This is a genomic window from Lentzea sp. CA-135723 (assembly GCF_050936595.1).
In the GTDB taxonomy this organism is placed as follows: Bacteria; Actinomycetota; Actinomycetes; order Mycobacteriales; family Pseudonocardiaceae; genus Lentzea.
Genome location: NZ_JBNJMK010000001.1, coordinates 966,084 through 992,602, shown reverse-complemented (window position 1 = coordinate 992,602; position 26,519 = coordinate 966,084). Strand labels below are relative to the sequence as shown.

Here is a 26,519-nt window from a genome sequence, read left to right as displayed (position 1 = left end):
GCTGAGCGCTCCAGCGCCCGCAGCGGCTGGAGCGAAGCTTTGGTCGGGCACTGTACTCGAACACCGGTTCTCACATATCAGCCGAGCCGAATCGCTTATGCACCTCAAGTTTCATCGGTTTGAGAAGCCGGGACCGCGGCTGTCCTGCTCAGCTGTCCGGTGCTCCACCTGCACCGGCCATAGGCCTGGTGCGCGGGTAGGCACGTCAGCCGTCCGTCCCGTCGCGCAGCTGCCCCCCGTTACACCCGGTCTGCTCGCGAATCTGCCCTCGGGACGGGTACGGCCCGGTGCTGTCCCTTGTCCGGTGTTTGCCTTGTCAGCCCGTGACGAGCTCAGAAGCACCGATAGCGTCCGTCCCGCAGGACCACCGCGGGACGGACGCCGGACAGCAGGCGGAACAGGTGACTCACACGGGACCAGGAAGCACTACGTGGGTGAATAGTGTGCGACTTCGTCCTCGGACATCGAAGTTGATCAAGCGGATGAGGTTTTCGATCCTCATCCGCTTTTCGTTCATAGACCTATACTGAGATCAGAACGATCAACGTAGAGTGCTGGCGCGAATGGACTAAGCGCTTTTCGGAAACTCCTGTGCTCACCAGGACTGCAGAATCCCGGTCACTGTCGAAACGTCCTTCGCCAACAGGCTCCGCCAGTTCAGCAGGCGGTCGTTCTGCAACCTGCCCACCACGACGGCCGGCACGTTGCTTGTTGTGCATATCCGAACGTTAGTCGGTCCCCCTCAACCGGACTTCCTGAACTTGGCCACGCTTCTTGAACTTGAACGTCATCGCGCCCTTGCCGGCCAGCTCCCCACCCGTGCCGAGCAGCGACAACGTGCCCTTCGCGCTCACCTCGACCGCGACCTGCACCTCGTCGAGGTCGTACTCACCGGCGGTGGCGGCGATGTCGTGGATTACGTTCTCGATCCCGCTCACGAACTCGGCGACGCGCACCCGGAACTCGTCCACGGGAATGGCGCTGCGCGCGTACCGCAGCTCGTCGGCGCGACGGCCGCCCGCCCGATCCTCCTCATCGCCGTCGTCCTCGATCCCGAAAATCCTGATCACGTCGTCCGCCACTCAGACCACTCCGTTCACGATGCGCAGTTCTGTGTTGCCATATACCGAGTAGGCGAGCCCCAGCGGGTTGCGGGATTCGGTCAGCATGTGGTCGTGGGCCTCGTACGCGGCGACGCCCAGCGGTTCGCCCTTGAGCAACAGCAGTTCGTAGAACTTGCGAGAGAACGCCGCCGCCATCCGGTCCGGGATGGCGACCTCGGTGCCGATCACCGCCCGGTTCTCGTTCTCCAGGAAGAGACGCGGGAACGACGTCGCGGTCACCGGGTCAGCCGCCGATGTGCCGCACGCGTTCAGCACGACCATCGGCATCGCCATGTCCGAACGGCCCTCGCCCGCGAGGCGCGTGAAGTGATCCTTGAAGTCCCTGACGCGCACCCGCACGTCCGTCGCGCCGCGCAATTGGAGCGCGTAATCCAGCGGATCCTTTGTGGTCGTGTCGCAGTGGCAGGAGAAGTGCTGAATCTGCTCGGGTACGGCGCGGCGGCCGCCACTGGGCAACCACCGCGGGTCGAAGACCTGCGCAGCGATGTCCGCCGCCTTCTCACCCTCTGCCGGGAACGGGCCGAGCACGTCCACCTTGTCCCTGCCGTCCGACATCAGCCAGACGTACTCGGCGGTGGCGCCCTTCAGTTCGCTGTGCCGCAGGAACCTCATCTCTATCCTGCCCTGCTCAGATGGCTGAAGCTCGTCGCACTGCGGGATGGGGCTGTCGAGCAGCAGCTTGCGCCGCACCACGCACGAGAAACCGACGAACGCCCGGCACTGCTCGATGAACCTGATCGGGTCCGCGGTCGGCCTGTCGCAGCCAGACAGGTCCAGGAACGGCATGTGCTCGAGGGGAATCACGTACTCGGGATGCCCGACGTACTCAACGACGGGAACGGGCCGGCCGGGCACGTTCCAGCGGATGGCACGCCGCCAGAAGTCCTGTAGCTGATTAAGCAACCGCGCGTTCGGCGGGCAAAGCGTGGAGATCATCAACCGGCCGGTGGTACCCATCTGCGCTGCGATCTCGGCGAGCCCCTCGGTACGCACGCGTTCGTCATCGGAGTGCTTGACCACCAGGCGTTTCAGCTCACGCAACCCGTCCCGCAGGACGCCGCGTGTCGCCGCGATCCGGCTCGTGTCGGAGAGGTTGAACGTCGGCCGCAGCGTCGTGTGGGGCGAGGAGAACTCCAGCTCGACGCCTCCCAGGACCGGGACGAACCGCACCGTCACCGACGGCGCCTGCCGTTCAGGCATGACCCGCCTCGACGACCACCGCGATCGCCTGCACCAGTTGCCCCGACTGGAACAGCTGCAGCCATGCCTCGTGCCGGCCGGTCTGGTCCGGCACCAGTAGATGGACGTCGACCTGATCCTGACCGCTCGGGGCCACGCGCATCGTGTGCCGCCGCGGTGTCGGGCGCAGCGTGGCGCTGTCGACGACCAGTTCGAACTCGGCCTCCGCCGCCGTTCTGCCGCCCTCGATGTGGATCGGTTGCAACACCATGAACTGGTCGGTGTCGGTGCCGCGTTCCGGTGCGGTGTCTCGGGCTCTGGGGTCGGCGAGCACCGAGACGACCACGCCGACCTGGGAGGCTGGCTCCGCGAGGATCGTGCTGCCGTTGACGAACGCGTCGTCGTCCAGGTGCTCCACCGCCAGGTAACCGGCGAAGGTCATCATGGTGGGACCCGCGAGCACCTCGGCAACCGTGGCCTTGAGCAGTGAGGGAAGCACGGACAGGCGCTCGTCGGTCATCGTCTGCCACTCGCGCTGGGACTGGCCAGCCTGGCCCTTCTCCAACTGTCGCGACACCTGACGCACCTCGCGCGCGAGTTCGTTCTGCGCGGCCAGAAGCTGCTCCTGCTTCTCGGCGAACTTGTCGTCCGTCTTGCCATCGTGCGCACCGTAGTTGTGGACGACATCGCCGTGGATGGCTCCGATGCTCCCGTCCGCAGTGACGGCCAGCCGCCAGTCCGTGCTCTTGCCGGTGAGCACCGCGCCCAGGCGGGCGAAATCCGCCTGCGACTCCGGCAGGGCGATGCGCAGCCGCTTGGCCAGTTCGAACCGGTAGACATCCGCGGTCGCCGCCCGCATCTCGTAGGCCTGCACCAACCTGGTGCGGCCGGATTGGAGCGCCGCGACCGCCAGCACGGTGGGCACGATCGCGAGCACCGGGCTCACGTCGAGGCAGAACACGACCCAGCCCACCGCCACCGCGAACACCAGCCGGGACCACATCACCGCCTGGTCCGCCAGCAGGTGCCTCCGCCGGACGTCGCCGGGTAGCACCAGTTTCAGCAGGGGCCACGCGTCGTCGACGACGAACCCCGCGCGGACCGCCAGGTCCCTGTTGACCCGGAACGCGGAGGCGGTCGCGAGCAACCCGCCGCCAACATGCTGTCCTGACACCCTTCGAACAGGCCGGCGCGCCTCTCGAACGATCTCCCAGACGTCAGACTTCATCCTCTCGGCGGTGACGGGGTCCAAACCGCCGCGATACATCTCGCCAAGCCACTCCAGCATCTTCGCCGGCGTGCGCCACGGCACGTGCCCGTCGATCTCAGCCCATCCTGCGACAAACGGCAGGTGCCACTCTTCTCCGAGTTTGCTGGTCCGTGGACGGCCGCCCCTCGGTCGGATGCCATCCGGGTAGCGGCTTGTGTAGTACTCGATGACATCGCCAGGAGTCAATGGATGGTCGGGCGTGCCGTGAACTCCGGCCTCCACGGCGAGCGAACGGAGAACTCGCAGGTTCCCAGGCGCCGGACGGGTGAGCCACAACGCGAATGTCTGTGCGAGGAACTGTCCAGCCACCAGCAACGCGAAGCCAGGGCTTCTCACGCTCGTGAGCTCCGCGAACCACGGCGGCACGTAGTACGCGGTCGCGCCTGCTGCCACAAGTGCTCCAAAACGAAATACCAGCGGAACCGTTTGTCCTGGAGCGTTCAGATGTTCGGAGGCGTCCGCGGTCCGCCGCGCGATCCTGCCCACATCGGCGAAGTAGTTGAGCATGTCATCGCCGTAGCGAACGACCACCACGGTGAGTAAGGACACCGCACCAATGCCGGCCGCGACCCACGTGAGCACAAGCTGGCCGCTTCGGGACGACAGCACCGCTGTCACCGCTGCACTCACGATGAACAAGCCGATCAGCCACGGCAGCAGGCGTGACCACGCGCGCCGCAGGTTCGTAACCATCGGAACATGATGTGCACGGGCAGGCAACACCGACAGGGCCGAACGAGTGGAACCAAACAACACGAATGGACGCTGGCAAGAATAAGCCCTGCGGGTTCGGGCCATCAGACCGCGTGGTCATGGTCGACCAGTCCGCACGGAATGGTCCAGGTCGTCTGACTTTTGCTGTTTCATGCGGCTGCTGCGCATCCCTCCAACTTGCACGGTCTTCTTGCTGGCGCTCGACCGACCCGCTTGTGGGCGTGCCACACCGCGCCCATGTCGAGTTCCTGTAGCGCGGACCTCATCAACACCAACGCCTTGTCCGAGTAGCAAGTGTGACGCTGTGCCCCGAAGGTGAAGTCACGCCTGCAAGCCGGATCATCATCGATCCCAAGGTGTTCCTTGAGCGCTTTGGCCTTCGGCACTGTCAGTCCAAGCGCCTCCGCGAGTTCTGAGGCTGAGCGACGGAACGTGTCCCGCAGGTCCACCTGACGTACGGCGGCCGCCGGGACGTTCTCGTCGGCGGTGTACTGGACCGCTAAGCCCTCCTTCTTCGTGAAGTGGACCTTCAGCGTGACGCCGCTACCGTCGATCGCCGTCGCGATCGCATCGAGCGTGGGGAACACACGATCGCGACTCTCCCCACTCCGCATGCCCCGCGCGACACGTTCAACGTCCTGTTTGGACACCTGAGCGTCTGGCTTGACGTGCGCCTCCATGGCGAGCAGCGTCCGGATCCGTGCCCGTGCATCATGTCCTGCCCGACGTCCGGGCTGGAGCAAAACGGCGATCTGGCTGTACTCCTCGTCCAGTAGGACATTCAGCTCCCGAGGAGGATCGACGGACAACGGAAGCACTCGGCCGGCCAGGTGACTTGTCAGGTGCTCCGTGAACACGCGCTGTAGAAGATCGTCGAACAACGTGATGCCTGCTCGGCAGTGCAGGTAGAGCAGCTGCTCGGAGACAATGTTCCACCAGTGCTGCTCGTCGTCCCGCATGGCGTCGATCGCCCGCAGCGCACCAGCGTCTGCCTCGGACAGCCTGATCGTTGCATTCGCCATCGAAAGACCGAGACACCGTTCAAATCCGATCGAACGGCCCGACACCGCGTCGAAGATCTTTTTCTCGCCGACCTGCACCAAAGCGGCCTTGAGCAACATCTCGAACGCATGCTGGATCAGCAGCAGAACCTTGGTCGCCCGCCCGAGGTCATTCGGCGAGTTGAACGCCTCCACAGCGGAGACCAGTGACGCAACGGCCTTCGCCTTCAGCTGACGACTTTCCTGCTTCAACTTCATGGGGCACCCCCGGACCGCCCCCGATCGCTTGCCCAGGTCATCGCCAGCACAGGCCGCAGTGTTTCATCGATCGCGGCCCCGCTAAAGTCAGATCGGTTCCGGAGACCGCGCTTGATTGGGTCGAGAGTTGGGTCCACTTAGCTCACTTCGACCTGAGTACGTGCCAATCCACGACCTCAGAAGCGCTGCTGTGTGAGTGCGTTGCTCCTCTAGCGACATGATCACCAAGCTGTCGTCCACGTCCGCGTGACGTCCGCCCGCAAGAGGCGACAGGTTGTTGGCCGACTTGCTAAGGCGCGCCAGAGCACCCAGCGACATCCCTAGTGCATCCCTGATGCCCCTTGGACCTCCGAGCTCCAACTCTGCGTACTCGTGGATCATGTAGTAGTCCGCCGCGTTGCGGTTAGGTCTGCCGGTAAGCCACAGAGCGTTGCGCAGATTCTCGCTCCGAGCGATTCCACGTCGAGCTTGTGCCGCGAGTGGTGCGACGCTGCTGGTGTCCACATACTCGATGGCCATTCCGAGAGTGATGTACTGGTTTCCTTGCTCGTCTCGCACAGAGCCGACGCCCACGCCAGCACGGCTCTCGTCGGCCAACTCGCCCGATTCCGGCCGCCATGTTCGCAGCACACCTAGAGCGGTCTGGAACCTTCCAAGAGCCTGAATACGACTTGCAGAGTCTGCTCGATCTCCTTCAACCCATATCCGAAGCCCGTTCTCACCTGGCCATCTCATGAAGCAGCCCGGAAAGATGATCTCACCGATCACTAGGACCAGGTCTTCATCTGAATACTGGCTCAGCACGGGAGCAGGAAACGAGATCATGTACTCCTCCGGCAGCGGGTGTAGGCGCGAAGGTATTGCACGGCTCCACCGTATGCACATCGCAAGCGAGCAACCAGCTACGGCAACCGTCCCAGCACCAGGGGCTCTCTCACCCATCTGCTCGACCAGCATCTCCACAGTTCGGGACAGGACAGGCGCGAGGCCGTCCCCCGTCCTGCGCACGCACATCTGCTGGCAGGAAGCCTCAGGCGCAACGTGTACGGCCCGTCCTGCGGGACGGGCCTCATGGACGGAACGGGCCAGGTGGGTCTACTCAGGGCCAGGCAGAGCTACGTGGGTGAATAGTGTGCGACTTCGTCCTCGGACATCGGAGTTGATCAAGCGGTGAGGATTATTCAATCCTCACCGCTTTGTCGTTCGTTGCGTCCGCTGCCGGGGTACATAGACCCGCTGTCGCGCAGACATTTCGACGCAATGCGGTCCCGCATCATATTGGACAGTGCAAGCTCGCTGCCCGAGCCAACTGAGCAGCAATCACAGACCGGCGATGGGATCAGTTCGAATTCCGACTCCACGGTCTGAGCGACTTAGTCACTGGGGTCACCGGTAGGTGCCGATCGTGTCGACTTTGAACCAGGTGTCGGTGCGCGCGACGTCGAGCAGTGGAGGCGGCATCGTCAAGGGTGCCGGCTTGAGGTCATATATCTGTCGCGGGAGCGATGCTGGAGGACCAGTACGTCTCCCTCGGTGTACGAGAAGCGCACCGATGACGCGGTCAGGCTCGGCGGCTACGTCGGTAAGGCTGTCAAGCCATCCATAGATACCGATGCGTTCGGCGGCATCCGCCACCGCATAGCGTCGTCCAGAGGGAAGCCGTTTAAACTCCGCTTTCCACTCATCGAACAGCAGCGTGAGCACTCTCGTGTGTCCGACACACCACAGCGCCAGCACCCATTCGGCGCGTGAGAGGTCACCGGCTGCGGTTGGTTCGCCTGAGGAGTCCGTATACGTGTCGATAAGTTCAAGTTGGTCGCGCCACCACTGTGGGTTCGCGGCGTTGGCTCGGCTCTGGGCCAGCAGGGTCACAGGGTGGGCGTCAGGGCCGGTCCGCGGGCTCGTAACGAACCGGGTCGGTCAACTGCCGACGAAGCACGACGTTCTCGTGCCGCAGCACGAGAACCTCCGCGTCCCCGGCCGTCTCACAGCGAAGCAGCCCCGCCGGAGCAGACAGCAACTTGCACAAACCTGGTACAACAGCGAACTGATCACCCGCACATGCTCGCAGCTGACAGGACTTCACCGCCCAGAGCAGCGATGACTTTCCTGGCGGCACACGTAAGACGTGAGTTGGTCGCGACGAGGATGACGGAGCGATGAAGTGGATGAAGCCACTGCACGACAGCACATGGAGCGAGCTATCGCGGAGATGTGGCGATCGCCGAACACGGCCAGGATCGGTGTGGTTCTAGCGCGCGGCGACAAGGTTCTAGCGTCGGCCCACAAGGGCCAGGATCTCAATCACCACGCAGAGGTCATCGCTCTGAAGTTGGCCGGCGCTGCAGGAGTCGACCTGCGGGGTAGCACCGCGTTCGTGACGCTGGAGCCGTGCGCAAACCTGGAGAACGCACGCATCCCGTGCGCTCAACTGCTCGTGGATGCAGGAGTCACCGAGGTCTGGATCGGCCGCTTCGATAACAACCCACGGATCTACCGGCGAGGCTGGAAGTTACTGCGCGATCATGGGGTGAGCCTCCGCGACTTCCCAGCTGACCTACGCGCGATCTGCGAGGATGGTAATAGCACGTTCAGCGGACACTTTTACAAACGCATAGGGGAACGGGGCACGGCGAAGTTCGACTTCCAGCAGAACGGGGGTCGATATCAGCTGGTTCTCACCGATTCTCCCGACTCGCCAGCATGGGAGACGCGCTGGTCAACATGCGGAGCGACCTCAATGTACGCCAATGGTGGCCGTCGCGGAGTGGTGTCCCACGCGCGCTACGCCGAAAAGTTCTCCGAAATTGATGATCCTGATGCACTAGACTGGGAAAACCATTCACCAAGAATCGACATCGGCGAAATAGCGATTTTCCGGAACGAGTACGGATATGCACTGTGCCAGCTGAAATCCGTTGATCCACCGGAGAATCACGGCGGGACAGGACACACATCCATGAAATTCGACTATGAGCTGCGACTAAGGTGAGGCCTACCTGATTTCTTACAGGACGTTCAGATTGACAATTCTCGAACAGTTTGACGCACAAAACCACCGGATCCGATTCCAGCACCTAACCCTATCCCTGTGCGGAGACCACGACGAGTTCCCCCTGCACGCGACGGCCTCATCACGTACCCTAGGCGAAGCTGTCCGTACCACTCTCATCAAATTCCAAGTCGCTTCCATTGACACCGCGCTCCGTCGGCACGACTTTCGTGAGACTTGCGCTTTCAGCGACCCGCCCACGAAGCACTTCCGCATACGTGTCGGCCACAAGGGCGTCAGCCGACCGCAAGCTCTCGACACTTTCTGCAAACATGCTGAGCGCTACATACCACTCCCCCCGGCCCAAGGCGGTTCTACCACGCTCCGCCAGCAGGTCACTTGACACAGCCAACGTCGAAGCAACCAAGCTGTAGATGGAGCTGTCAGACCTTGCCGCACGCTCGTACAGCTGGATCGCGGCTCGCGCTGCCGCAAGGCACTCCACCCGTCCTCCGGGTCAGCGGCGAGGGCATACACATGAAGGGCAGACGCCAACGGCATCGTCGACTCGTTGCTGTTGAGCTGCTCGAGACGCCGGAAGGCCGCAACGGCCTTCCGGGCTGATGTCGCCGCGTCTCGCTGCCCTCCAGAACCGAGGCTCAGCCAAGCCTGGCGATACAGGGTGTCGGCCAACTCACGCAGGTAGGAGTCGACGCTCACCTCGTTCAGCTCCTCGTAGATTTGCACGGCCTCGGCGATCTCCGTCAATGCCCGCTCAAAGTGACCGACGTCCACCAACAGATCTGCCGAGACGCGCTTGGACCGTCCACGCCGCGTGAGCTCGGCGACACGGCTCCGCAGCAACTGAGCAACCTCCACATCGCTCTGCCAGCCCGGTCCGTCCAGCAGTACACGCACTGCTTCAATGCGGGTTGCCAGATCGTTCGTCTCCGCTCCGATGTCTGGTAGTTCTGCACGGAGATTCAGTAACTGTTGCCACAGCACAGAGCGGCATTGTTCGAGCACCTCGACGCTGCGCTCAGGACGTCCGGCAGCGAGCATGGCGGCGGCGGCGTCAGAACCCGCACCGCTGAGGTTCTGCAGGTTCTCCCGGCGGAGCCGAGTCGCGAACTGCAAGCCCGCCACACGTGGAACGAGCTCTGCGGCGATACTGAAGGCGTGTGCGGCTGTGTCGTAGGCGCCGGCCCCCATTGCCGCCTGTCCCATGGACAAGGCCCCCAATGCGCGATAGTAGGGACCGGCAGTTTCCATCGCCGCCGTCTCGCTCCAGAGCTGGATCGCCATGTCGAAGTCCGTTCTCCCGCCGTGCCTCAAGTGACGCCGGTACAACGAATCGGCAAGGACCCCTGGTTTCTCGCCTTTCTCGGGCTTCCGGAGGAGAAGACACCGACAGCCGTCTGGAACGCGTCGATCGCCGCGCCAAGGTCACGATCTTCTCCGCTAATCTCGTGACGGAGCAATAACCCGTCACCGAGCAACGCGAACTGGACCCCACGATCCGCGTGCCGAGGGCCGGTGGTCACCTCTTGCATCAACCGGACCAATTCGTCGAGGTCCGCTTCCCTGCGGGAGTATGAGAACCGCCTCAACAACCCCGTCGCCAGCGCCGTCGCGCTTTCGGCGCGGGCGATGAAGCTCTCCGCCGTCTTCACACACTCCCGTGCTAGCGAGATGGCTTGCTCAAGGTCAGCTCTATCGTCCAGGTGTGTTGACCGGTAGAAGAGGGAATTGCTCAGCGCCAGCGTCACCGCCGTCCTGTACGAGGCCGGAAGGTCCTCCAAAGCGAAAGCCCGCCGATGCGCGCTCAGAGCCCCTTCGAGGTCGGCTTCCTCACCGAACGCGTCGAAGCGCATCCGAAGCCCGACGCCCAGGTTGTGCAACAACTCGCACATTTGCACGTTGGACCGCACCATCCCCAGTCCGTCCCGACACAACGCGACGCTCTTCTGGATGTCAGCGACATCTGCGCGCTCCCAGTACCTCAGGCGAAGAGCGGTGGTGTACGGGCCGATCACCGGGTTCAGAGTGTCTGAATGCACCTCCAGGTCAGCCTCGTCGCATAGATCAATGGCAGCCTCCAACCAGGCTATGTCACCCCCTGACCTGAACGCGTCCAACCGTGTGTAAAGCAACCTAGCCAGGACATCTCCCCGGCTAGTACCAGCAGGCTCCTCGAGAAGGCGGCCATAGACGCTGTCCGCCTCTTCGCCCGCACCGGGCAAGTGCGTCCGCGCGGTCTCGAGTTCCAAGGCGCTCAACAGCCCCACCATCGCGGACGCTCTCGAGAAACGTGAGGCTGCCACGTCGACCGCTCGACGGTAGTGAACCAGCGCGGTCTCGAGATCGGACACCTCTTCGTGGACGCGGAACCGGACCAGGAGAGCGGCCGCTAGGTTGACCAGCGCAGCGTTCTCGCCGTCAACCTCTTCGCTGCCCGTTGCGAGAACGTCCCGATGTAAGGCGATAGCGGCCTCCAGGTCCGCGTCGTCTCCAGTCAGCTGAAAGCGAAGCTCGTGGGCCACGGCGAGGCACTCCGCCCGAGCCGTACCTTCCGCACATCCGGTGTCTCGCACCGAGGCGACCAGCCGATCGACCTCTTCCGAAGAAGGAAAGCCTAGCGGCATCTCGATCATGCGACGGAAGAGCGGTTCCGGGTGATCGACCTGGTCACCCTCGGCGGACGACATCAGGCTGTCACCACCGCGTGCCCCATAGCTATGGACGGCATTCCACACCGATCGCAGCAGGCTCTTGAGCGCCCGCAGTTGCGGCGGATCTCGGGGATCCATGCGCCCGGCACCGTTCCAGGCCTCAGCCACGAGCTCAGCACTCGCGACGTCCGCGTACGGCGCATCTGCCAGAAGATCACTCCACAAAGCCAGTATGCCCGCGGCGTCCCCAGTCTCGACCGGGGCCAAGGCGGCGCTTCGCCGGTACGCATTCACGGCGTTCCCCAGGTCAGCAATGTTCCGGCGCGTCCGATACCGCGCTTCCAAAGCTTTTCCGTAGTTTCTAAGGCTGATCCAGTGGAACAAGTGCTCGTCGTCGGCCACGCCGACTGCCTCGGTTGCGAGCTGGACGCTCTCATCCAGATCGTCTCGCCGACCGTGCACTTCGAACCGATGCAGCAACAGGGCGCTGGCATTGGACAGAACCGCTGCCATTCCCGGTGTGCCGGGCGGTGCCGTGTCCAAAGCGGCTCGCGACCACGTGATCGCCTTTTCAAGATCGTCCGTGTGGCGAGTCGCCTCGTAGTACTCCCCCAGTACCATGGCGATGCTGGTCATCAACACATACGCATGTGGCTGCTCGGTGTCGACCAGCTCGACAGCCTTCTTCACCTCGACCAGCGCGGCGTCCAGATCGTTCCGATTCTTGGTCAGGCGATATCGGGTGAGGAGTCCGATCGCGAGATTGCGCAGCGCCATGACCTCCGGCCGACCTCGAACCACCGACACGGCCCGTTCAGCCAGTTCAATCGCCTCGTCGAGGTCGGCCCGACTGCCGCGACGGTCCGAACGTTGCCGAAGCGCGTTCGACAGGTTTGACAGCGCGGCGCCGTCATCGCCCGATAACTCGACTACCCGGCCGTAGACCTGAATAGACCGCTCCAAGTCGGGCAGGTCGCCGGTGAACTCGTATCGCTGGTAGTACGTGTTGCCGAGAAAGGTCATCACCGCTGACGCGTCGAGTCCTTCACGTCCGACCAGGTCTTGCACGACGGCGGCCTTCACGTCGAGAGTCGCGACACCGCCGCCCGCGTTGACAAGCATGTCGCAGGCTGAGACGAACTCCCCCACATGCGCGGCGGTGTCGGCATCCGTGACAGACAAGGCTTCGCGGACTGTTTCCGCGCGTGTGTCGACAGCTTGCGCGAGAGCCGAGCGGTCGCCGATGAGCAAGAATCGGAGAACCAGTGCCTCGGCGAGGCGGGCCAGCCTCGCCGCCCGATACTCTGCACCGGTTGGAGTGCGTTCAGCGGCCCATCGTGCTGCGGCGACAGCCTCATCGAGGTGATGAGGGTCGCGTGTCCGCTTCATCAGCTTGATGAGGCCGGACGCAAGCATCGTGCGCGCCACAACTGCGTTGGGGTCGTCTTCCGACACCGCGGCGACAACCGCACGCCGCACGGCTGACGCACGAACGATGTCATCAAGTCCGCCAGATACCGCGAAACGCATGTTGAGCGCGGAAGCGAGCGTCTGCATCCACCCGATCGACCTGTCCAGGCGCACCTGAGGTGTAGCGTCAACAGCGAGCGTCAGTTGGTCGATTGCGGTGTCGAGCGCCGCATCGTCCCCGCCGTGTTGGAACGCCTGAAACGCACGCGCGCCTGCCACGGCGTGAACTGCAGCCGCCCGCCACCACAGCTCCCCCGCGACCTCATAGAGGAGCTCGCTCCCAGCACCGGATCTGCCGCGAGCCGCGATCGCGACCCAGGTCGCAGCCGCACGAAGATCAGGTATTCGCTCCGGTCCCGCGTGGCGGTAGAGCAGGAAGTAGTTGTCGCCCAAGAGCTGTGCTCCCGGACCAAAGATCATGACCTCGCCGTCCGGCCGGCGGCTCATGGTCGCGGCGGCGAGCGACGCGGTGTCGGCCAACGCTTCCTCGGTCAGCAGAATCTCGATATCACGCTCTGCCGTGCAACGCACCAGCCGTTCGCGCGTCCTGGCGAACAGTTCTGAGATGAGCGCTGCCTGTGCCCGGTCGTCGTGTTCGTCCACTTAGCGCCTCGCCTGCTCAGGGCTTACCCGATATGGGGCACGAGTCGACGGCCGTCACGCTGCCTGCTCGGCTGAGGTCGACGGTGACCTGACCGCGAGCGGTCTTGAGCGTCAAGCTGCCCGAGGCCGTGGTCACGGCCTCGCCGCACTCAACAGATCCGTTGACCGTGCGGACCTCGATGCGTGGACCGTCTTTCGCAGGGCCATACCAGGTCACCGCCACCGCTGCGACGAGGAAGACGGCGCAGACAAAGGACAGCACCACGCCACGACTCAACGCGCGCTGAGACCCGTCGGCCTCGGCCAGCCTCCCGATCAGTGCCGGATCGTCCTCATCGCTGAGCACCGTGGTCAACGAGACGGCATGCGGACGTCCATGTGCTGCTCGCATCATCAACACTGCTGCGATCGCGCCAAAGATCAAAGCAGCGAGCAGCAGAGCTCCGGCCAATGCGGCGACACCCGGTTTGAGCTGGGTGACCTCGGTACGTCCTTTGAGCAGACCGAAGCCGATCAGTCCCGCCAGCAGCGCTCCCAGACCGTTCCGCCAAGCGAGTGCAGCTGCTCGCACCCTCGCCAGCTCGTCGGTGAGCAGCGTGCGAGTGAGTTTGGCAGCCCGGCGGTCACGTGGCTGCGCTGGTGAGCCTGCGGAAATCTGAATGCTCATGACGACTCTTCGGTGGTCAGCCTGACATTCCAGTACGCGCCACAGCCTTCCTCGCGGAACGGCTTGCCAGGGTGCGTGCCGTCACAGGTGCAGAGCACAGGCTTGTCCTCTTGCCCCTCCGCCGTGGTGCCGCGCTCCGTCTCGGCACCGCCGGTCTGAAACACCCTTGTGATCAAAGGAAAGCTCATGCCGTGTCTGCAACGCGGGCAGGTTCCACGCAACAACACGCCACGGCGCATCGGGGTGCCGGCGCTGCTGGCCGCGAAGTCACGTCCGTATGACTCGGCAGTGACCTCGGCGTAGGGAATCGGCTCTGCGTCGACGGGATCGGTCATGGCGACTTCCTCCTTCTCCACTGCGGTGGTCATGGGCCTGTGTGCGTGAAGGGGCTCCACAAATGAGGCCAGCCGGCCGCGCTGTCCCGCATCGTCCGGATCACGCCGTGCAATGCTGCCGGAGCGTCGTCCGGCGACAACCGGCCGTCGGCCGCGATAGTCCGGTACACCTGTCCGAACACCTCGGCGGACGCCTTGTTGTCCACCGACCACAACGCCGCGATGACATGGCGGTAGCCGGTGTGGTGCAGAGCAGATGCGAGTGTGATGGCCTCGTCTAGCAGAACAACGCCACCGACGGCCGTCTTGCAGGCGGACAGGCCGGCGAAGTCACCGCGAAACCGTCCGCTGACCAGCGCCTCGACCGTGAGCATCCCTCCACGAAGGAGAAGTCCTCCGCGTACGGGATCGGCGAGGTCCTGGTCACCGTGGCAGCTGAAATGCACCCATCGGTGGTGCGGCAAGGCTGCGAGGACGGCCTCCGGTGTGGCTTCGTTAGACCCTAGTACCTTTCTGCGATCAGCAGGAAAAGCGGCGAACAGGGCTGCTCGCTCAGCCGTGTTGTCGATCGGGACCTCGTCCGGAAGATCAGGAACGTCAACGAACAACAATCTGTCGAAGTCACCGTCGTCGTCAACCAGCCGCCCGTGCGGGCGTCGTGCCTCGAGCAAAGCTCGCACGCTTGGCGTGTAAGACGAGATGACGCGGTCCATGACCGTTCGGGGCGACGCCTCGTGAAGCCGATCGTGGTACCCAGCGGTGTGAACGGGCAGCACGGCGAGCGGACCTGTTGCGCACCACCACATCCGCTGCCACGCCGTGCCGTCATCAGGTGTCGTGGTGAAGCCGAGTGCCTCAACGATCGGCCCAGCGAACGCGTTCCACATCCACTCCTGGAGATCTTGGAGCAGCTCGTCGACACGTTGGTGTGCTCGTTCCAGGACAGTGCCCGCCACAAGGACCCTCCGTGCGACGACACGTGATTTCTCACCTGCGACAACGGCTTGCGCCCGCACGTATGCCACATCGGCGGCCTCTGCCGCTCTCAACACCGACAGGTACCGATCAGCGCGCTGTGTTGCTTCCCAAAGCGACAACGCGGGCAGTTCTATGGTGCTGACGCCCTCAAGTGTCAGCAGAAGCGCGTCGCATCGCCAGCGACTCGTATTGACGATGGCTACCGGTCCGCGTTCAGCGGCGGTCACCAGGTCACTGATCTTCTGCGAACCAAGCAGTCCTTCGCGTCCCACCAGTTCGCTGGCTTCCGCGAGCAAACGATCAAGCTCGTGAACCAGGGCGATCCGTCTGGCAACCGGATCAGTTGGTGAGTCATGCGCCATTTGCCCTCCGACGCTGCGCTGTAGGTGTCGTAAGCCAGCCGCGCCGCCAAAGGATTAGCTGTTCACCCATCTGGACCAAGCACTTTGAAGTTGGTGCGGCAGCAAGCCCGAGGGTTTGACGTTCGGCCACTTCAACTTCAATGCGGTGAAGAACCACATTTCGCCTGTTCGGTCAGCTCCGACAAATTCCGAGAGACTCCCTTAAAGGTATTGCCGTCAATGAGTGTTGACTGCCTCCTCGCACATCTCGGCTACTCGCCCAGGATCCCGATCAAAAGTGAACGTATCGATAAAGACGACCGCGGCTTCGGAATGCTGAGCCTTGCCAACCGCAAGGGTGTCAGCAAGGCGTGGCGCCACGAGGGCGCGATCGGATGCTTCGAACGGGTGGCGAGCAATCACCACACACTTACCGACGTAGGGATCGTCGTACAGGGCCGCTGCTGCCGGCGTGCCCTTGAGCATCGTTGCGCTGTACGCCTTCGCCCACCGTTCTAGCACCTTGGACTCCTCGGCGACCTGAGTGCGCAGACCTCGCCCCATCAGCACACCGAACAGGTCAGACGCCAGCCTCCAGTCGAGCAGTGCATGGTAGGCCATGTTGCCGTAGTCGCGGATACACCTATAGCACGAAGAATCACACTCCGTGGAGTGGGCAGCCCCAGACAGTTCTTCCAGGTAGACGTCGATGCGGCTCAGGAGATCGGGGAGCACCGCTTCGCTGCCAAGGTGGCTGCTGAATCCGGCGCCGTTCTCCAGGGTGTCCGCGATGAACGCGAACGGGACTGGCGTGCCATTGATGCTCCCTGCATAGATTCCGGCGTTCAGCTCCCGTGGCTCCACGTCTAGGAGGGCTGCCGCCGTGGTGCGCAGCAAGAACGCTAGCGAGTACCACGCTCCGCGCCGTCCGTCGGCCAAGTCTCGCGCGCCTGAAGGCTGTCGCCGGCTGACCGACAGGTCGAGCCTCATCCCGTGGTCCGAGGTTGAACGCTGTGGCCCGATGAAGAGGAAGTCTGTTGGTTGCACTGCGCCGAGGGCGACGTGGAAAGGATCGCCACCAGCGGCGTTCGGGTGCAGCAAGCCCTTTTCGATCGCGTCGAGTGAGACGTACCCGCCCCAGTCGAACTTGTCGTCAGAGACAGCGCTAAGGGCGAACAGCTGGCCGCTGTTGTCATTGATCACGAATCGGCGGCCAGGTCCGGAGTAGACGACCGCGGCCTTCTGCTGAACCTGAGTGAGGGCAGCGAGGTCAGTGTGCGCGCGCGACGAGATGGACTTGGGCGACCATGAGAAGTTGCCGTCGAAGTCACGAGCCTTGCCCGCGCGGAACCCGAGCGGCTCCCTCAGCGGCATCGTGCTGTAGGTGCCGGACGGTGCACCGCATTGCGGGCAATCAGCCGCGTCCACCGGGTCGTCAGCGCTGGATGGCGCCTCCGTGAGGTAAGAACAGGAGCGGCAGACGCTGATCTGCCGCTGCGGTCCCAGTGGCTCTGCTTCCGGCTTCGGGGTGGGGCGTATGGGCCGGAATGCCGTTATGCCGACCACCGGATGGACTTCACCGTCGCGAACGACTTCGCTCAGGGGCGCGAACTGCCCCACAGCCATGGCCAGGTCGCGGTCGATCACGCCACGCGGTGGCCATGGGTAAGCCTTCTTCGGGCGTTGCAAATGCAGGTAGCGGACGCTGGACGGGAATCCGAACATCGGTAGCACTCCGTGGCCGGCGAGTCGCTGGCTCAGTTCATGATGCCCACCCGGCGTGTCCACGGCCTCATCGATGACCGATACAAGGCGCTCGCTGCACCCGCGTGCTACTTCTGCAGAGCTGTCGGCGAACGGGGTGTGTCCTGCCAGCGCTGCTGCTGCACGCTCCACAACCTCGGTGTTGTTGCGTAGCCAGTGGTCCAGCTCAGCGCGCAGCCTGGGCCAATCGGACACCAGGCCGAACTGGCCGTGGACATTCGCCGTGAAGTCCAGCGCCTCACCGTTTCCGATGATGTCAGCAGAGATGTCCGCCATGGCAAGACGCAGGACCTCGCTGCGCAGTGACCGGATGTAGATCTCGTTCCGGTCCAGCGTCAGGTACGGCTTGGGCGTGGGCTCGTTCGTGATCGCTTCTGGACGGTCGAAGTAGTACTCGTCATGACTACGGCCACGACACACGGTCAGTGCAACGGCTACCGGTGTATCCCGGCGTCCTGCGCGTCCGACACGTTGCTGGTAGTTGAACCTCGTGGGGGGCATGTTGCCAAGCACCACAGCGGACAACGCGCCGATATCAACACCTGCCTCCATCGTGGTGGTGACGGAGAGGAGGTCGACCGCGTCGGGCAGCTTGTACTCGTCCCGCTCGAGAAAGACGCCTTGGAATCGTGACTGCCGCGACTGTGCGTCGACGCGATCGGTCTGTCCCGTGAGCTCAGCGCAGTTGAGCCTGAAGCGCCCGTCCCCGGTGATCGCCTTCCACGCGTAGTAGTCATCGTCGGTCTGCAACACGGAGGGCTCTGTCGGCAAAGGGGCATGACATTTTGTGCATCTGCCGCACCCCACGTTGAGATGTTGCCGCTGGCAAGAGGTGCACGTCCAAGCCTGTCCCGCTGCTGCTCTCAGTGTCACCTTGCGTGGATCGATGACGTAGTCGCGCACTGCATCGCCCCACCTGGCGATGACCATGTCGCGCATGTCGTCCATAGCAGGACCACCCCGGTTTTCGATCTCCTTCCACAGGTCACGCAGCTTGGCAGTGGGTTCGGGCCTTCCGTCGCGCAACCCGTTGAAGCGCCGCTGGTCAGCCAACACTCGCAACGCAGCTCTGGCGTACGCAGTTGGCGTGTCTGAAGAAGAGTCTGCAGGCTCCTGGTCGTCGTCGACGGACAACCATCCCAGTCCAAGCGACTCGAAGTCCCTGCCGCTTCCCGAGAACAGACCTTGGAGCATCTCTGTCAGCAAGGAATCCTGAATCGAGGACAGCAGAGCGTCTTGCTCAGCACTCAGGTTTCCTCGGGGCCTCGGCGGCTTCAATTCCCAGTCGTACAAACTGGTCCATCGCACCTCGGTGGCGCCCCGCCCACGCTTCTGCAGACTGGCTTGGGGTCCTCCGGGGTTGATTCCCATCGACAGCAGGTCACCGGCAAGGGCGCCGGACAACTCCGCGAGCGTGAGCGGCCGCGCCAACTGCGCGACGAGTGATCGTTCCTGCTCAGCAGTGGTGCCTGGTGCACCCTCCCAGACATCACGCAAGGCGTTGAAGGCAGCGCTATCGCGCTCACGCAAGCGGCGCAACGCCAGGAACGAGGCGTCAGTGCGAACGCCGTTGACAACATGCTCGCGCGCCAAGGCCACATCGTCAGCAGAAGTGGCGCCTTGTCGCAGCTGTGTATAGAGGAGTAGCCGCAGCAGGTCCTGATAGTGACGCAGGCCCAGGCCGGCCGACAGCTTCGCTGCGTCCTGGCGGCTGTCGGTGAACACGATGACCTTGCGCTCGTCCTCAACGAGGTCGGTAGCCAGTTCAGTCGTGAGCACCTGATTGATCTTCTCGAAACCGGTGCGCATCCCGCGGATAGGCGAGCGCTGCCGCCTCCGATCAGTCAATGGGAGCGGCCCAGGCCCGTACTTGATCTCCCAATCGTCTCCGCACGAGGGACAACGGGTGGGATACGGGCTGAGCGCCTCCGGGTTGATCCGGGCGCTGCCGGCCTTGCTCCGGCTGGCGGTGACGTGGAAACTCCAGCCGGTGAACCCATCCGGATCGTTGCGCAGTTCACCCTTTTGCGGGTCTAGGACACTGCGGCGGAACGCGTAGCTCACGGCGTTCTTCTCGGCGGCCCACTTGATGTCATCCAGCTGGGTCAGCGCGGCGGCGGCACGAGGCCAATAGACCAGGTAGTTCGCAGCGGTGCGGTCGAGCTTGACCTGGTCTGGCAGCTTGGCCAGCTCGGGGATGTCGGCTAAGAGCATCGTATCCACGCTGGAGCGTTGTGTAGCGCCTGAGGGCGCAAACCCGCCTAGCAGTACGTCGCCACAGTTCTGGCAGTACAACAACTCGAGCACTCTCGCACCGCAGCTGCAACGCGAGACTGGTTCGGAAAAGAGCCTGCCCACAGTGCGATCTGGGTAAGCACCTCCAGGTACATCGGGGCAACGCGAGTCGGTGCATGCCCACATGCCAGGCACGTTGCGGAAGAACAGATGTGCTCGCAATCGCGGATCGCCAGACTCCGGGTCTCGTGCAAGTTCGTCGAGCATCCGCTCTAGAGCTGCCTCGGCGATCTCTGTCTGACGACCTGGAAACAGCCGCCGGGCCAGAGCCGCTGCGGGTTTGGCGACAGCAGTCGTACCAGTTTCGCCAGCAGGGTCGTAGAACGCACGGCGCAAGGCATCGACAACGCCGAGCTCGCGTGCCAGTGGCGCGGCGTGACCGGGCGCTGCGGCCGCGATCTTCACCGCGTCAGCCAGGGTCCCGCCCGCCCCATCGGCGGGCCTCACCGTGTCACCACCAATGAAACGGAAGGTGCTGGCGTCCACGCCGAAGAACTCCTGCAGATATCCCCTGTCTCGATGTGGATCCAGCGATGCGCTCGCTGCCAGCACACGCAACTGTCCGGGCCGCTGGTCCAGTCCCAAGCGGCTCTTCAGCGTGCGGATCAAGTAAGCGACTTCAGTTCCAGCGGTACCGCGGTACATGTGGAGCTCGTCCACGACGAGCGTGAACCGGTTGTCCAAGCTCTCGTCGAGCCATTTGCGCGTCGATTCGAAGAAGTGTCCGTCACGCTCGCGCAGCAGCATGACGTTGAGCATGGAGTAGTTGGTGATGAGGATGTCGGGCGGTGCTGCCGACATGTCCCAGCGCGAGCGCATTTCGGCGCCGTCGAGGCGCGGCACGAAGTACTGGATGTCCTCGCGCCCCGACTGGTAGAACTCCGCACGCGCTTGAGTACCGCGCTTTTCGGTTTCGCGCAGGTAGGTACGCAAGTCCTTCACGGCAAGGTCGTTGTCCGGCCTGCCGGTCACTGGCGTCGCGCCGGTGTAGCGGCCGAAATAGAACCGGTGTCCGCGGCGGTTTGCGTCCAGCCACTGTCTCGCCATGTCGCTGTCTAGCGCTTTGCGCAACCTGGTGAGCTGGTCGTCCACCAACGCGTTCATCGGATAGAGGATCAAGCCGCGAACGGCTGCCGAGCGCCCGGTTTCGCCGTTGCGCTGCTCGGTGAACCGTGCAGTGTCCGACCGCCACCAAGGCTTCGTGGGTTTGGCCGGCCCGCCGTTCCACTGCTTGGACTCGTGCAGGAGGGTCGCTACCAGGGGCAGGAGGAACGACTCCGTCTTGCCTGACCCCGTTCCGGCGGTGATCACCATGTTCTGACCACGCGTCAGGCCTGCGGTGAGTGCCTCTTCCTGATGCTGGTAAAGCGGGCGTCCCGCTGGGATGAGGCCTGCGTTCGCGAACTCCGCGAGCTCGGGTGGCGCACCGGCAGCTGCGGCGGATTCTGCGAGTGACCGCTGCGCGGTCACGTACTCCGGCCGCAGTTCCAGCAGCGGAAGGCGGTAGATGCCTCCATCGCGGTCCAGCAGGTTGCGTCGCTCCTGTTCCAGCCGGCGGTCAGCGAGCCCGAAGGGCGTGTCGTAGTACCTCAAGTACGCATCGCGCAGGCGCTGGAAGGTTGCCAGCGCACCAAGGTGGCGCTGAGGTTCATCGTGCGGAGAGCTCACTCGCTGCTCGCTTCCCGTTCATCTGACTTCTTCGAGGTACTGGCTAAGCGATGCCGCAATCTGGCCTGCCACGGTGCGAGGCACGTTGCCGTAGCTGAAGGTCTGTGCGGACTGGTTGAGGTGGGGAGCGAAGCCGCTGCACAACGTGGCGGCTCGCGCGTGCAGAACGGGTAGTGGGGCGCTCCGATCCACGAAGAGCGTGCCGGCTGTTTCGCGTCCGCGACCTTTTTCACGACGCCACCGCAGGACAGATGTCCCGCGCCGAGCGAGAACCAAGTAGATACCCGTCGAGCGCTCGCAGTGGTACCAGTCGCCGTCTAGTCGATACAGATGTACCCGCCGGTTGTTCACGCGCATGCGGTATAGGCCGTCCCGCGCCGGATTCGGTTCGGCAGAGCTGAATTGGCCGTTCGGCTGCAGCTGCTCCAGGTCCAGTGCGACCGCCGACGGCGGCGCAGCGGGACGGCCCAGCGCGAGCGAGGGCAGGCGGTTGGACAGCCGCACGGCGGCACAGCCTCCGTATATGGCTCCGACCTCCTCCGCGATCTTCTGCAGCGTCGGGACATCATCGAACTGGATGATCCACGTCTCTGGCGAGGGCAGATGGTCAGCAACGCGCTCTGCCGCGCAGGCGAGGAATGAAACGTTGCTTTCCTCCAACCTCTCACGCAGACTCGCTGGTCTCGCGCCGACCACGACTGCCGAGCCGTCAGCAGCGGGAAGTCTGGTGATCACGGTTGGTGCGATGGCCCACCGGTCCGTGTCCCAGCGCACCTCGGCATGCGCCAGCACGGACGCATCGCGCAGCCATTGTTCGCCAGCAAACGAGTGGATGCTTAGATCCGACGTGCATGCCAGCCATCGCAGCTTGTCGCCGAGGTCGCGAATGCTGCCCGCGCCTGTTTCGCTCATCCAACGCAACATCAACTCAGCGTCCACAGTGGCGCTCCCACTGCTGCACATACTTGGCCCACAACGGTTCTGTTGGCTGTCCATGGCCAGATATGCGTGCCCACAACGACGCGGACACGGCATCCAAATATCCGAAGGCCGGCAAGTTTGGCTGCAGCAAGCGAACCTGCCAGGTGTTGCCACGTCGCTGCGCTAGCCATGTCACTGACGGAATGGCGTTCATTTCGAAGTAGTAGGGCATGATTCCGTCGACCCGCGCCAGCCCCTCAGCAGGCTCTGGCTCTTCTATCTGTGTGCAGATGCCGTCCTCGCTCAACAGCCAGGTCTCGTCTTGACCCCGGCGAGCGAGCACGGGCTCGGTGTCAGGAGGCCCATGAACGTCGGCTCCGCAGATCTCGAAGCGGTCCGGGTCGTCGCAGAGGACAGCGTTGCCGTTCCAACCGAGTTCACCCTGACTGGTTCCGTCTCCGCTGGGCTCCGCATCGATTACGTGGAAGACCAGTACTTCTCCGTCGACACGCAACTCGTGTCTACCTGCGGTCAGCGGGCCTATGCGCCGAAGGGAAATCGGGAAGCCCGAGGCGACGAACGGCGGTTGCTGAGCTACACCGTCGAGCGCGGCCTCCACTGTGCGGGCCTGTTGTCCAGATGGCAGAAGTAGGTCGGGTTCGCCGCCACTCAGATATGCAAAGCGCGTGACGTGACGTGCTAGCCGCAATCCGTTCCTCAGCTGCGGTCGGACGACCAGGTCTGGCCGCACCGGGCTCGTCCGCAGCACTGGTGTCCGGCTCAGCGCGGCATCTAGGCGTCCCGCGTCGGCAAACACCACGGACCTGTACAGCTTCCAGCCCGGCAACAGCTGTGTTGCGCCTACACGGCCGACACCCCGCCAGCCAGGTTCTGCAGCTTCAACGAGCACGCGCTCCAACGCAGCGGCGACGTCGTCCCGTACAGCGATCAGGTGTTCCTCGTATGGGTTGATCGACTGGCAAGAAAGCCAGCAACCCGCGTCGGGATCTTCGGCGAAGACAACGACATCCGCGGGCGAGAACCGCGCGGAACACTGTTGCCCTACCAGACGGAGCCCCCGTGTCAGGTCTTGAGCAGTTGTCGGCACGTTTCGGTCCAGCGTGTACAGCGAGCTGTAAGGATCCCGGAAGATCGCCACTTCACACTGCTCGGCTGCGATCTCACCCCGCAATACGTCCTCGTCTACGCCGTCTGCGGTCGTGATCACCCAGCTGACCCGCTGGCGTTTGATGTCGAGGGCAACCTTGATGTCCAGGCGGCGCAGGCCATCCGCGGTGATGACGCGCCCATCCCAGTCTTCGGCGAGTCCGACGAGCAGCTGACCCACCAGTTTCGCCTGCAGTGGATCGCTGACCAGCTGCTGGAAGGCCGGGCTGAGACCACGTGGTGTTGACATCCACATTTTCAGATAGGACAGAAGAGCGTCGGCGCCAGGTACGTCGGCGGTCCTCAGGTCGAGCTTCGCGAAGAACCTGGTCAGCCGAGCACGATCAGAACGTCGCAGCACTGCTTGCGAGAGCGGATAGCCGATGCGGGTCAAGCCTGGGTGATCACGGATGGTCGAGATGCCGCGAGCGCCACCGAGACTCTTGAGCCAGTGGTCAAGGACTCGCCACATGTCAGCCACATCGGCGAACGCGCCTGCCTCTCTCAGCGCAGCCCGAACATTCGCCGTCGACTCTTGATCAGCATGCGGGACAAGGGCCTGGGCCAGGCGGGTGTAGAAGTTGTTCGCAGCTACCTCGGAGTCACGGTGCATCCGAGACGCGGCAAGGACACTCAACGCCAGAACTGGCAGCGTGGGCGGCGGCAGCGTCCGATCACCCTGCTGCCAGACCGTCTGCATATGGCGCACACGGCTGAAGGTGTTGCGTCCACCGCTGAAAAATAGCAACTCACCTACGGCAGCGGCGAGTGAGTCGGCTGGATGCAGCTCGGCCGGCGCGATGCGTGCAAGCTCGTCGTCATCGATGAACAAGACAACGGGCACCTTCGGGCGGCTAAGGAACGTCTCTGCGAGCAGCTGCTGCCAATACCCGTAGTCAGCCGTCTTCACTCGTGCCCCGATGCCGGGCGTCTCCAGTGACAGCACCTCGCGATGACCTCCCCGTGTCCGATTCCGCGTGATACCGCCACGGCGCCCAAATCTCCGATAGCCGACCGGTTGACCGTTGGGACAGCCCGTGACCACCGTGCGTGCGCTAACGCCTTCCGGCGCCACCGCCAGACGGATGTGCGCGTTCATCCAACGCAATACGATCGGCGTTCGCCGTCTGTAGTCACGACCTCGCAAACTGCACACCGAGCCCTGTTTGCATGCGCGGCGCACGACTGAGCGTGGACGATCTTCACGATCCTCTTGCGGTGACTTTCGCCGATCGCTGTTCGCGCGTTACAACGCGAACTCTTCATGTCACAGGCGGCCTCCACACCGGCCTTCGCAACCGCGCCCTACCTCCCACAGGAGCAAGCAGCCTGCTGCGGTTCGCCCACTACGACGTGACTGCCCTCCGCGCTTCAACCATGTCGCGGAGTTCGGACGGAGTGAGCCAGTCGATACCACGGTGGATCATGCGATGGCAGTTGGCGCATAACACTGCCAAGTCCTTCAGCTCCGTCACGATCTCACCCGAGGCGTGCAGTGGTACGACGTGGTGACACTCGGCGTAACCCTCTCCTCGGGCACCGTAAGCGAGCTCGAAGTCGAATCCGCAGACCTGGCAGGCGAGAGTGCCGCGCTCTTGCAGTACCTTCTTGATCTTCCTAGCGCGCAGGCGTGGGTTGCGCTCACGGCGCAAGTGGATGCGTTCCAACAGCCGGCCTTCGAGCGCTCCTTCTCCATCGCCGACCACTTCTTCGGTCGCAGGCAGGTTGTCGAACTCGCCCGCCACGGCAGCAGACCGCAGTCGATCAGCGATTGCGTGCATCTCCCCGGGACGCTTAAGAAACGCCATCAGCACTTCAACGTCCAACTTGCCACCGTTGGTGGGTTTGCGTGACGAGTCAGGGTGTCGAGTGGCGATGTCAGCCATCTTCCGCCGGACGCTGTATGGGCTTCGGAACTTCGGGCCGCGCAGCTCGTGAGCGTGAATTGGCAACGACTGCAGCAGGGCCGACAGCTCCGCTACCTCGGGATGCTCAGCAGGTAACTCGTGCCATTCGCTCCGGGCGACGAGATCACAGGCCAGGACGAGTTCGTCCCATGCCCATGCCGGGTCACGTCCTGGTTGGGTGCCCTCTGTCACCTGGTCGATACCGTCCAGGCCTACCAGTTCCATTGCCTTGGTAGCTGGCCCGTCATGGAAGAAGCGGTCGATCAGCGCCTGAACCGCCTCGGCTCGCGCGGCAGCGTCTTCCGCCATCAGGTTGTAGACCTCAATCCGCAGGCCACCCTGAGGGTTGTGCTCTCGCAGCCACTTCAACGGAGCCGAGCTGTGCGCTACCGGGATCTCATCGACTGTGTCCGTCAGCTCCCACCAGGGCGTCCCGGCTAACGCCACGAACGGGTACTCCGGGGTCGGTCGGCTGCCCTCCCGCCCCAGCGCTGCAAACAACAAGCGGAGCTGCTCTTGAGCCTCGTGCCACCGCAGCAGTCTCGGCAACTGGCGCTTCGCTCTGCCTATCGCCCACAACAACAGAATTCCCTGGTGCCGGACCGGACGATCAGCAGTGCCAGCGGGAGCCAGTTGGTCAACCAGGGCCACCATCTCGCGCGTTCTCCCTACGTCAAGCACCAGGCCTCCAGATACGAAGGGATTCGCGATAGAGCTGACTAAAGTTGTTCCAGAAGTCTGGCCCGCGCACCCGCCGTATCTCCTCTAGATACGGCTCACACAGCTCGTGCAAACGAACGATGGAGTTGCCCCATTCAGCGGCTATAATGTTGTGAGGAAGCATGCCGTTGTGACCGGCAATCCCTACGAGATCAAAAGTACGGCAGACTCTCTCAAACTTCTCCTTTAGCTCAGCACCCATGTCTTCGTAAGTGCCGCCAGTCTCGCGATAGGCGCCGAGATCACGGAACAGATCGCGCCTGGCGCTTACGATTTCGTCGTTTGACAGCAGGTCGGCAGCCTAAGTGAAGACGCCACTAATTCCGTTGCGCCGAGCAATGCGAGCCAGACTAATGGCGATAACAAGGTTTACAATCGCCGCCAAACCACTCGCACATGCCGCTATCGCCGCGATAGTTGTCGACATGCAACTCCTTCATCCTGGCGACAGGACCGGACGATGCACCCAAGGT

The 26,519-nt window shown here is 63.5% G+C and carries 16 protein-coding genes; 1 reads left to right on the top strand and 15 read right to left on the bottom strand.

Annotation, left to right across the window (positions count from 1 at the left end; translation table 11 throughout):
- Positions 1–728: 728 nt before the first annotated feature.
- The 5 genes from ACQEU1_RS04070 to ACQEU1_RS04050 form a co-directional block, all read right to left on the bottom strand.
- On the bottom strand, positions 729–1,082 hold the full coding sequence (locus ACQEU1_RS04070) for a Pepco domain-containing protein (RefSeq protein WP_433196345.1): 354 nt from the start codon (positions 1,080–1,082) through the stop codon (positions 729–731).
- Positions 1,083–2,324: a CHAT domain-containing protein gene (locus tag ACQEU1_RS04065; RefSeq protein ID WP_433196343.1), complete on the bottom strand. Its 1,242-nt coding sequence runs from the start codon at positions 2,322–2,324 to the stop codon at positions 1,083–1,085.
- On the bottom strand, positions 2,317–4,266 hold the full coding sequence (locus ACQEU1_RS04060) for a hypothetical protein (RefSeq protein WP_433196341.1): 1,950 nt from the start codon (positions 4,264–4,266) through the stop codon (positions 2,317–2,319). The genes ACQEU1_RS04065 and ACQEU1_RS04060 overlap by 8 nt, the downstream gene beginning before the upstream one ends.
- Before the next feature lie 170 nt (positions 4,267–4,436).
- Entirely contained in the window at positions 4,437–5,546 is a 1,110-nt protein-coding gene (locus ACQEU1_RS04055) for a DUF3644 domain-containing protein (RefSeq protein ID WP_433196339.1), read from the bottom strand.
- Between the two features lie 1,386 nt (positions 5,547–6,932).
- Positions 6,933–7,418, bottom strand: a complete 486-nt coding sequence (locus ACQEU1_RS04050) for a hypothetical protein (protein WP_433196337.1) — start codon at positions 7,416–7,418, stop codon at positions 6,933–6,935.
- 292 nt (positions 7,419–7,710) lie between these two features.
- Here ACQEU1_RS04050 and ACQEU1_RS04045 point away from each other — a divergent pair, with 292 nt between their 5' ends.
- Entirely contained in the window at positions 7,711–8,538 is an 828-nt protein-coding gene (locus ACQEU1_RS04045) for a deaminase (RefSeq protein WP_433196335.1), read from the top strand.
- Positions 8,539–8,880: 342 nt separating this feature from the next.
- Here ACQEU1_RS04045 and ACQEU1_RS04040 read toward each other — a convergent pair whose 3' ends face one another.
- The 10 genes from ACQEU1_RS04040 to ACQEU1_RS03995 form a co-directional block, all read right to left on the bottom strand.
- Complete coding sequence (locus ACQEU1_RS04040) at positions 8,881–9,843, bottom strand: hypothetical protein (protein ID WP_433196333.1); 963 nt, start codon at positions 9,841–9,843, stop codon at positions 8,881–8,883.
- Between the two features lie 26 nt (positions 9,844–9,869).
- Positions 9,870–13,283: a tetratricopeptide repeat protein gene (locus tag ACQEU1_RS04035; RefSeq protein ID WP_433196331.1), complete on the bottom strand. Its 3,414-nt coding sequence runs from the start codon at positions 13,281–13,283 to the stop codon at positions 9,870–9,872.
- A 16-nt stretch (positions 13,284–13,299) separates the two neighbouring features.
- Positions 13,300–13,950 (bottom strand): hypothetical protein, encoded by a 651-nt coding sequence (locus tag ACQEU1_RS04030; RefSeq protein WP_433196329.1) that lies wholly within the window; start codon positions 13,948–13,950, stop codon positions 13,300–13,302.
- On the bottom strand, positions 13,947–14,318 hold the full coding sequence (locus ACQEU1_RS04025; RefSeq protein WP_433196327.1) for a hypothetical protein: 372 nt from the start codon (positions 14,316–14,318) through the stop codon (positions 13,947–13,949). The genes ACQEU1_RS04030 and ACQEU1_RS04025 overlap by 4 nt, the downstream gene beginning before the upstream one ends.
- The gene (locus tag ACQEU1_RS04020; RefSeq protein WP_433196325.1) at positions 14,315–15,625 is read right to left on the bottom strand and encodes a CHAT domain-containing protein; all 1,311 of its coding nucleotides are present in this window, start codon (positions 15,623–15,625) and stop codon (positions 14,315–14,317) included. Before ACQEU1_RS04020 ends, ACQEU1_RS04025 begins: the two co-directional genes overlap by 4 nt.
- Positions 15,626–15,841: 216 nt before the next feature.
- On the bottom strand, positions 15,842–21,331 hold the full coding sequence (locus ACQEU1_RS04015; RefSeq protein ID WP_433196323.1) for a DEAD/DEAH box helicase: 5,490 nt from the start codon (positions 21,329–21,331) through the stop codon (positions 15,842–15,844).
- Between the two features lie 18 nt (positions 21,332–21,349).
- Complete coding sequence (locus ACQEU1_RS04010; protein WP_433196321.1) at positions 21,350–22,270, bottom strand: hypothetical protein; 921 nt, start codon at positions 22,268–22,270, stop codon at positions 21,350–21,352.
- Positions 22,260–24,365 (bottom strand): hypothetical protein, encoded by a 2,106-nt coding sequence (locus ACQEU1_RS04005; protein WP_433196319.1) that lies wholly within the window; start codon positions 24,363–24,365, stop codon positions 22,260–22,262. Before ACQEU1_RS04005 ends, ACQEU1_RS04010 begins: the two co-directional genes overlap by 11 nt.
- A gap of 400 nt (positions 24,366–24,765) precedes the next feature.
- Positions 24,766–25,980, bottom strand: a complete 1,215-nt coding sequence (locus ACQEU1_RS04000) for an HNH endonuclease (protein WP_433196317.1) — start codon at positions 25,978–25,980, stop codon at positions 24,766–24,768.
- Between the two features lie 19 nt (positions 25,981–25,999).
- Entirely contained in the window at positions 26,000–26,299 is a 300-nt protein-coding gene (locus tag ACQEU1_RS03995) for a DUF4760 domain-containing protein (RefSeq protein WP_433211304.1), read from the bottom strand.
- Positions 26,300–26,519 lie beyond the last annotated feature (220 nt).

Bases quoted from the DNA above. Each gene is read 5' to 3' on its own strand.
- ACQEU1_RS04065 (WP_433196343.1), bottom strand. From the start codon at position 2,324: ATGCCTGAACGGCAGGCGCCGTCGGTGACGGTGCGGTTCGTCCCGGTC.
- ACQEU1_RS04060 (WP_433196341.1), bottom strand. From the start codon at position 4,266: ATGGTTACGAACCTGCGGCGCGCGTGGTCACGCCTGCTGCCGTGGCTG.
- ACQEU1_RS04055 (WP_433196339.1), bottom strand. From the start codon at position 5,546: ATGAAGTTGAAGCAGGAAAGTCGTCAGCTGAAGGCGAAGGCCGTTGCG.
- ACQEU1_RS04040 (WP_433196333.1), bottom strand. From the start codon at position 9,843: ATGGCGATCCAGCTCTGGAGCGAGACGGCGGCGATGGAAACTGCCGGT.
- ACQEU1_RS04030 (WP_433196329.1), bottom strand. From the start codon at position 13,950: ATGAGCATTCAGATTTCCGCAGGCTCACCAGCGCAGCCACGTGACCGC.
- ACQEU1_RS04025 (WP_433196327.1), bottom strand. From the start codon at position 14,318: ATGACCACCGCAGTGGAGAAGGAGGAAGTCGCCATGACCGATCCCGTC.
- ACQEU1_RS04020 (WP_433196325.1), bottom strand. From the start codon at position 15,625: ATGGCGCATGACTCACCAACTGATCCGGTTGCCAGACGGATCGCCCTG.
- ACQEU1_RS04000 (WP_433196317.1), bottom strand. From the start codon at position 25,980: ATGGTGGCCCTGGTTGACCAACTGGCTCCCGCTGGCACTGCTGATCGT.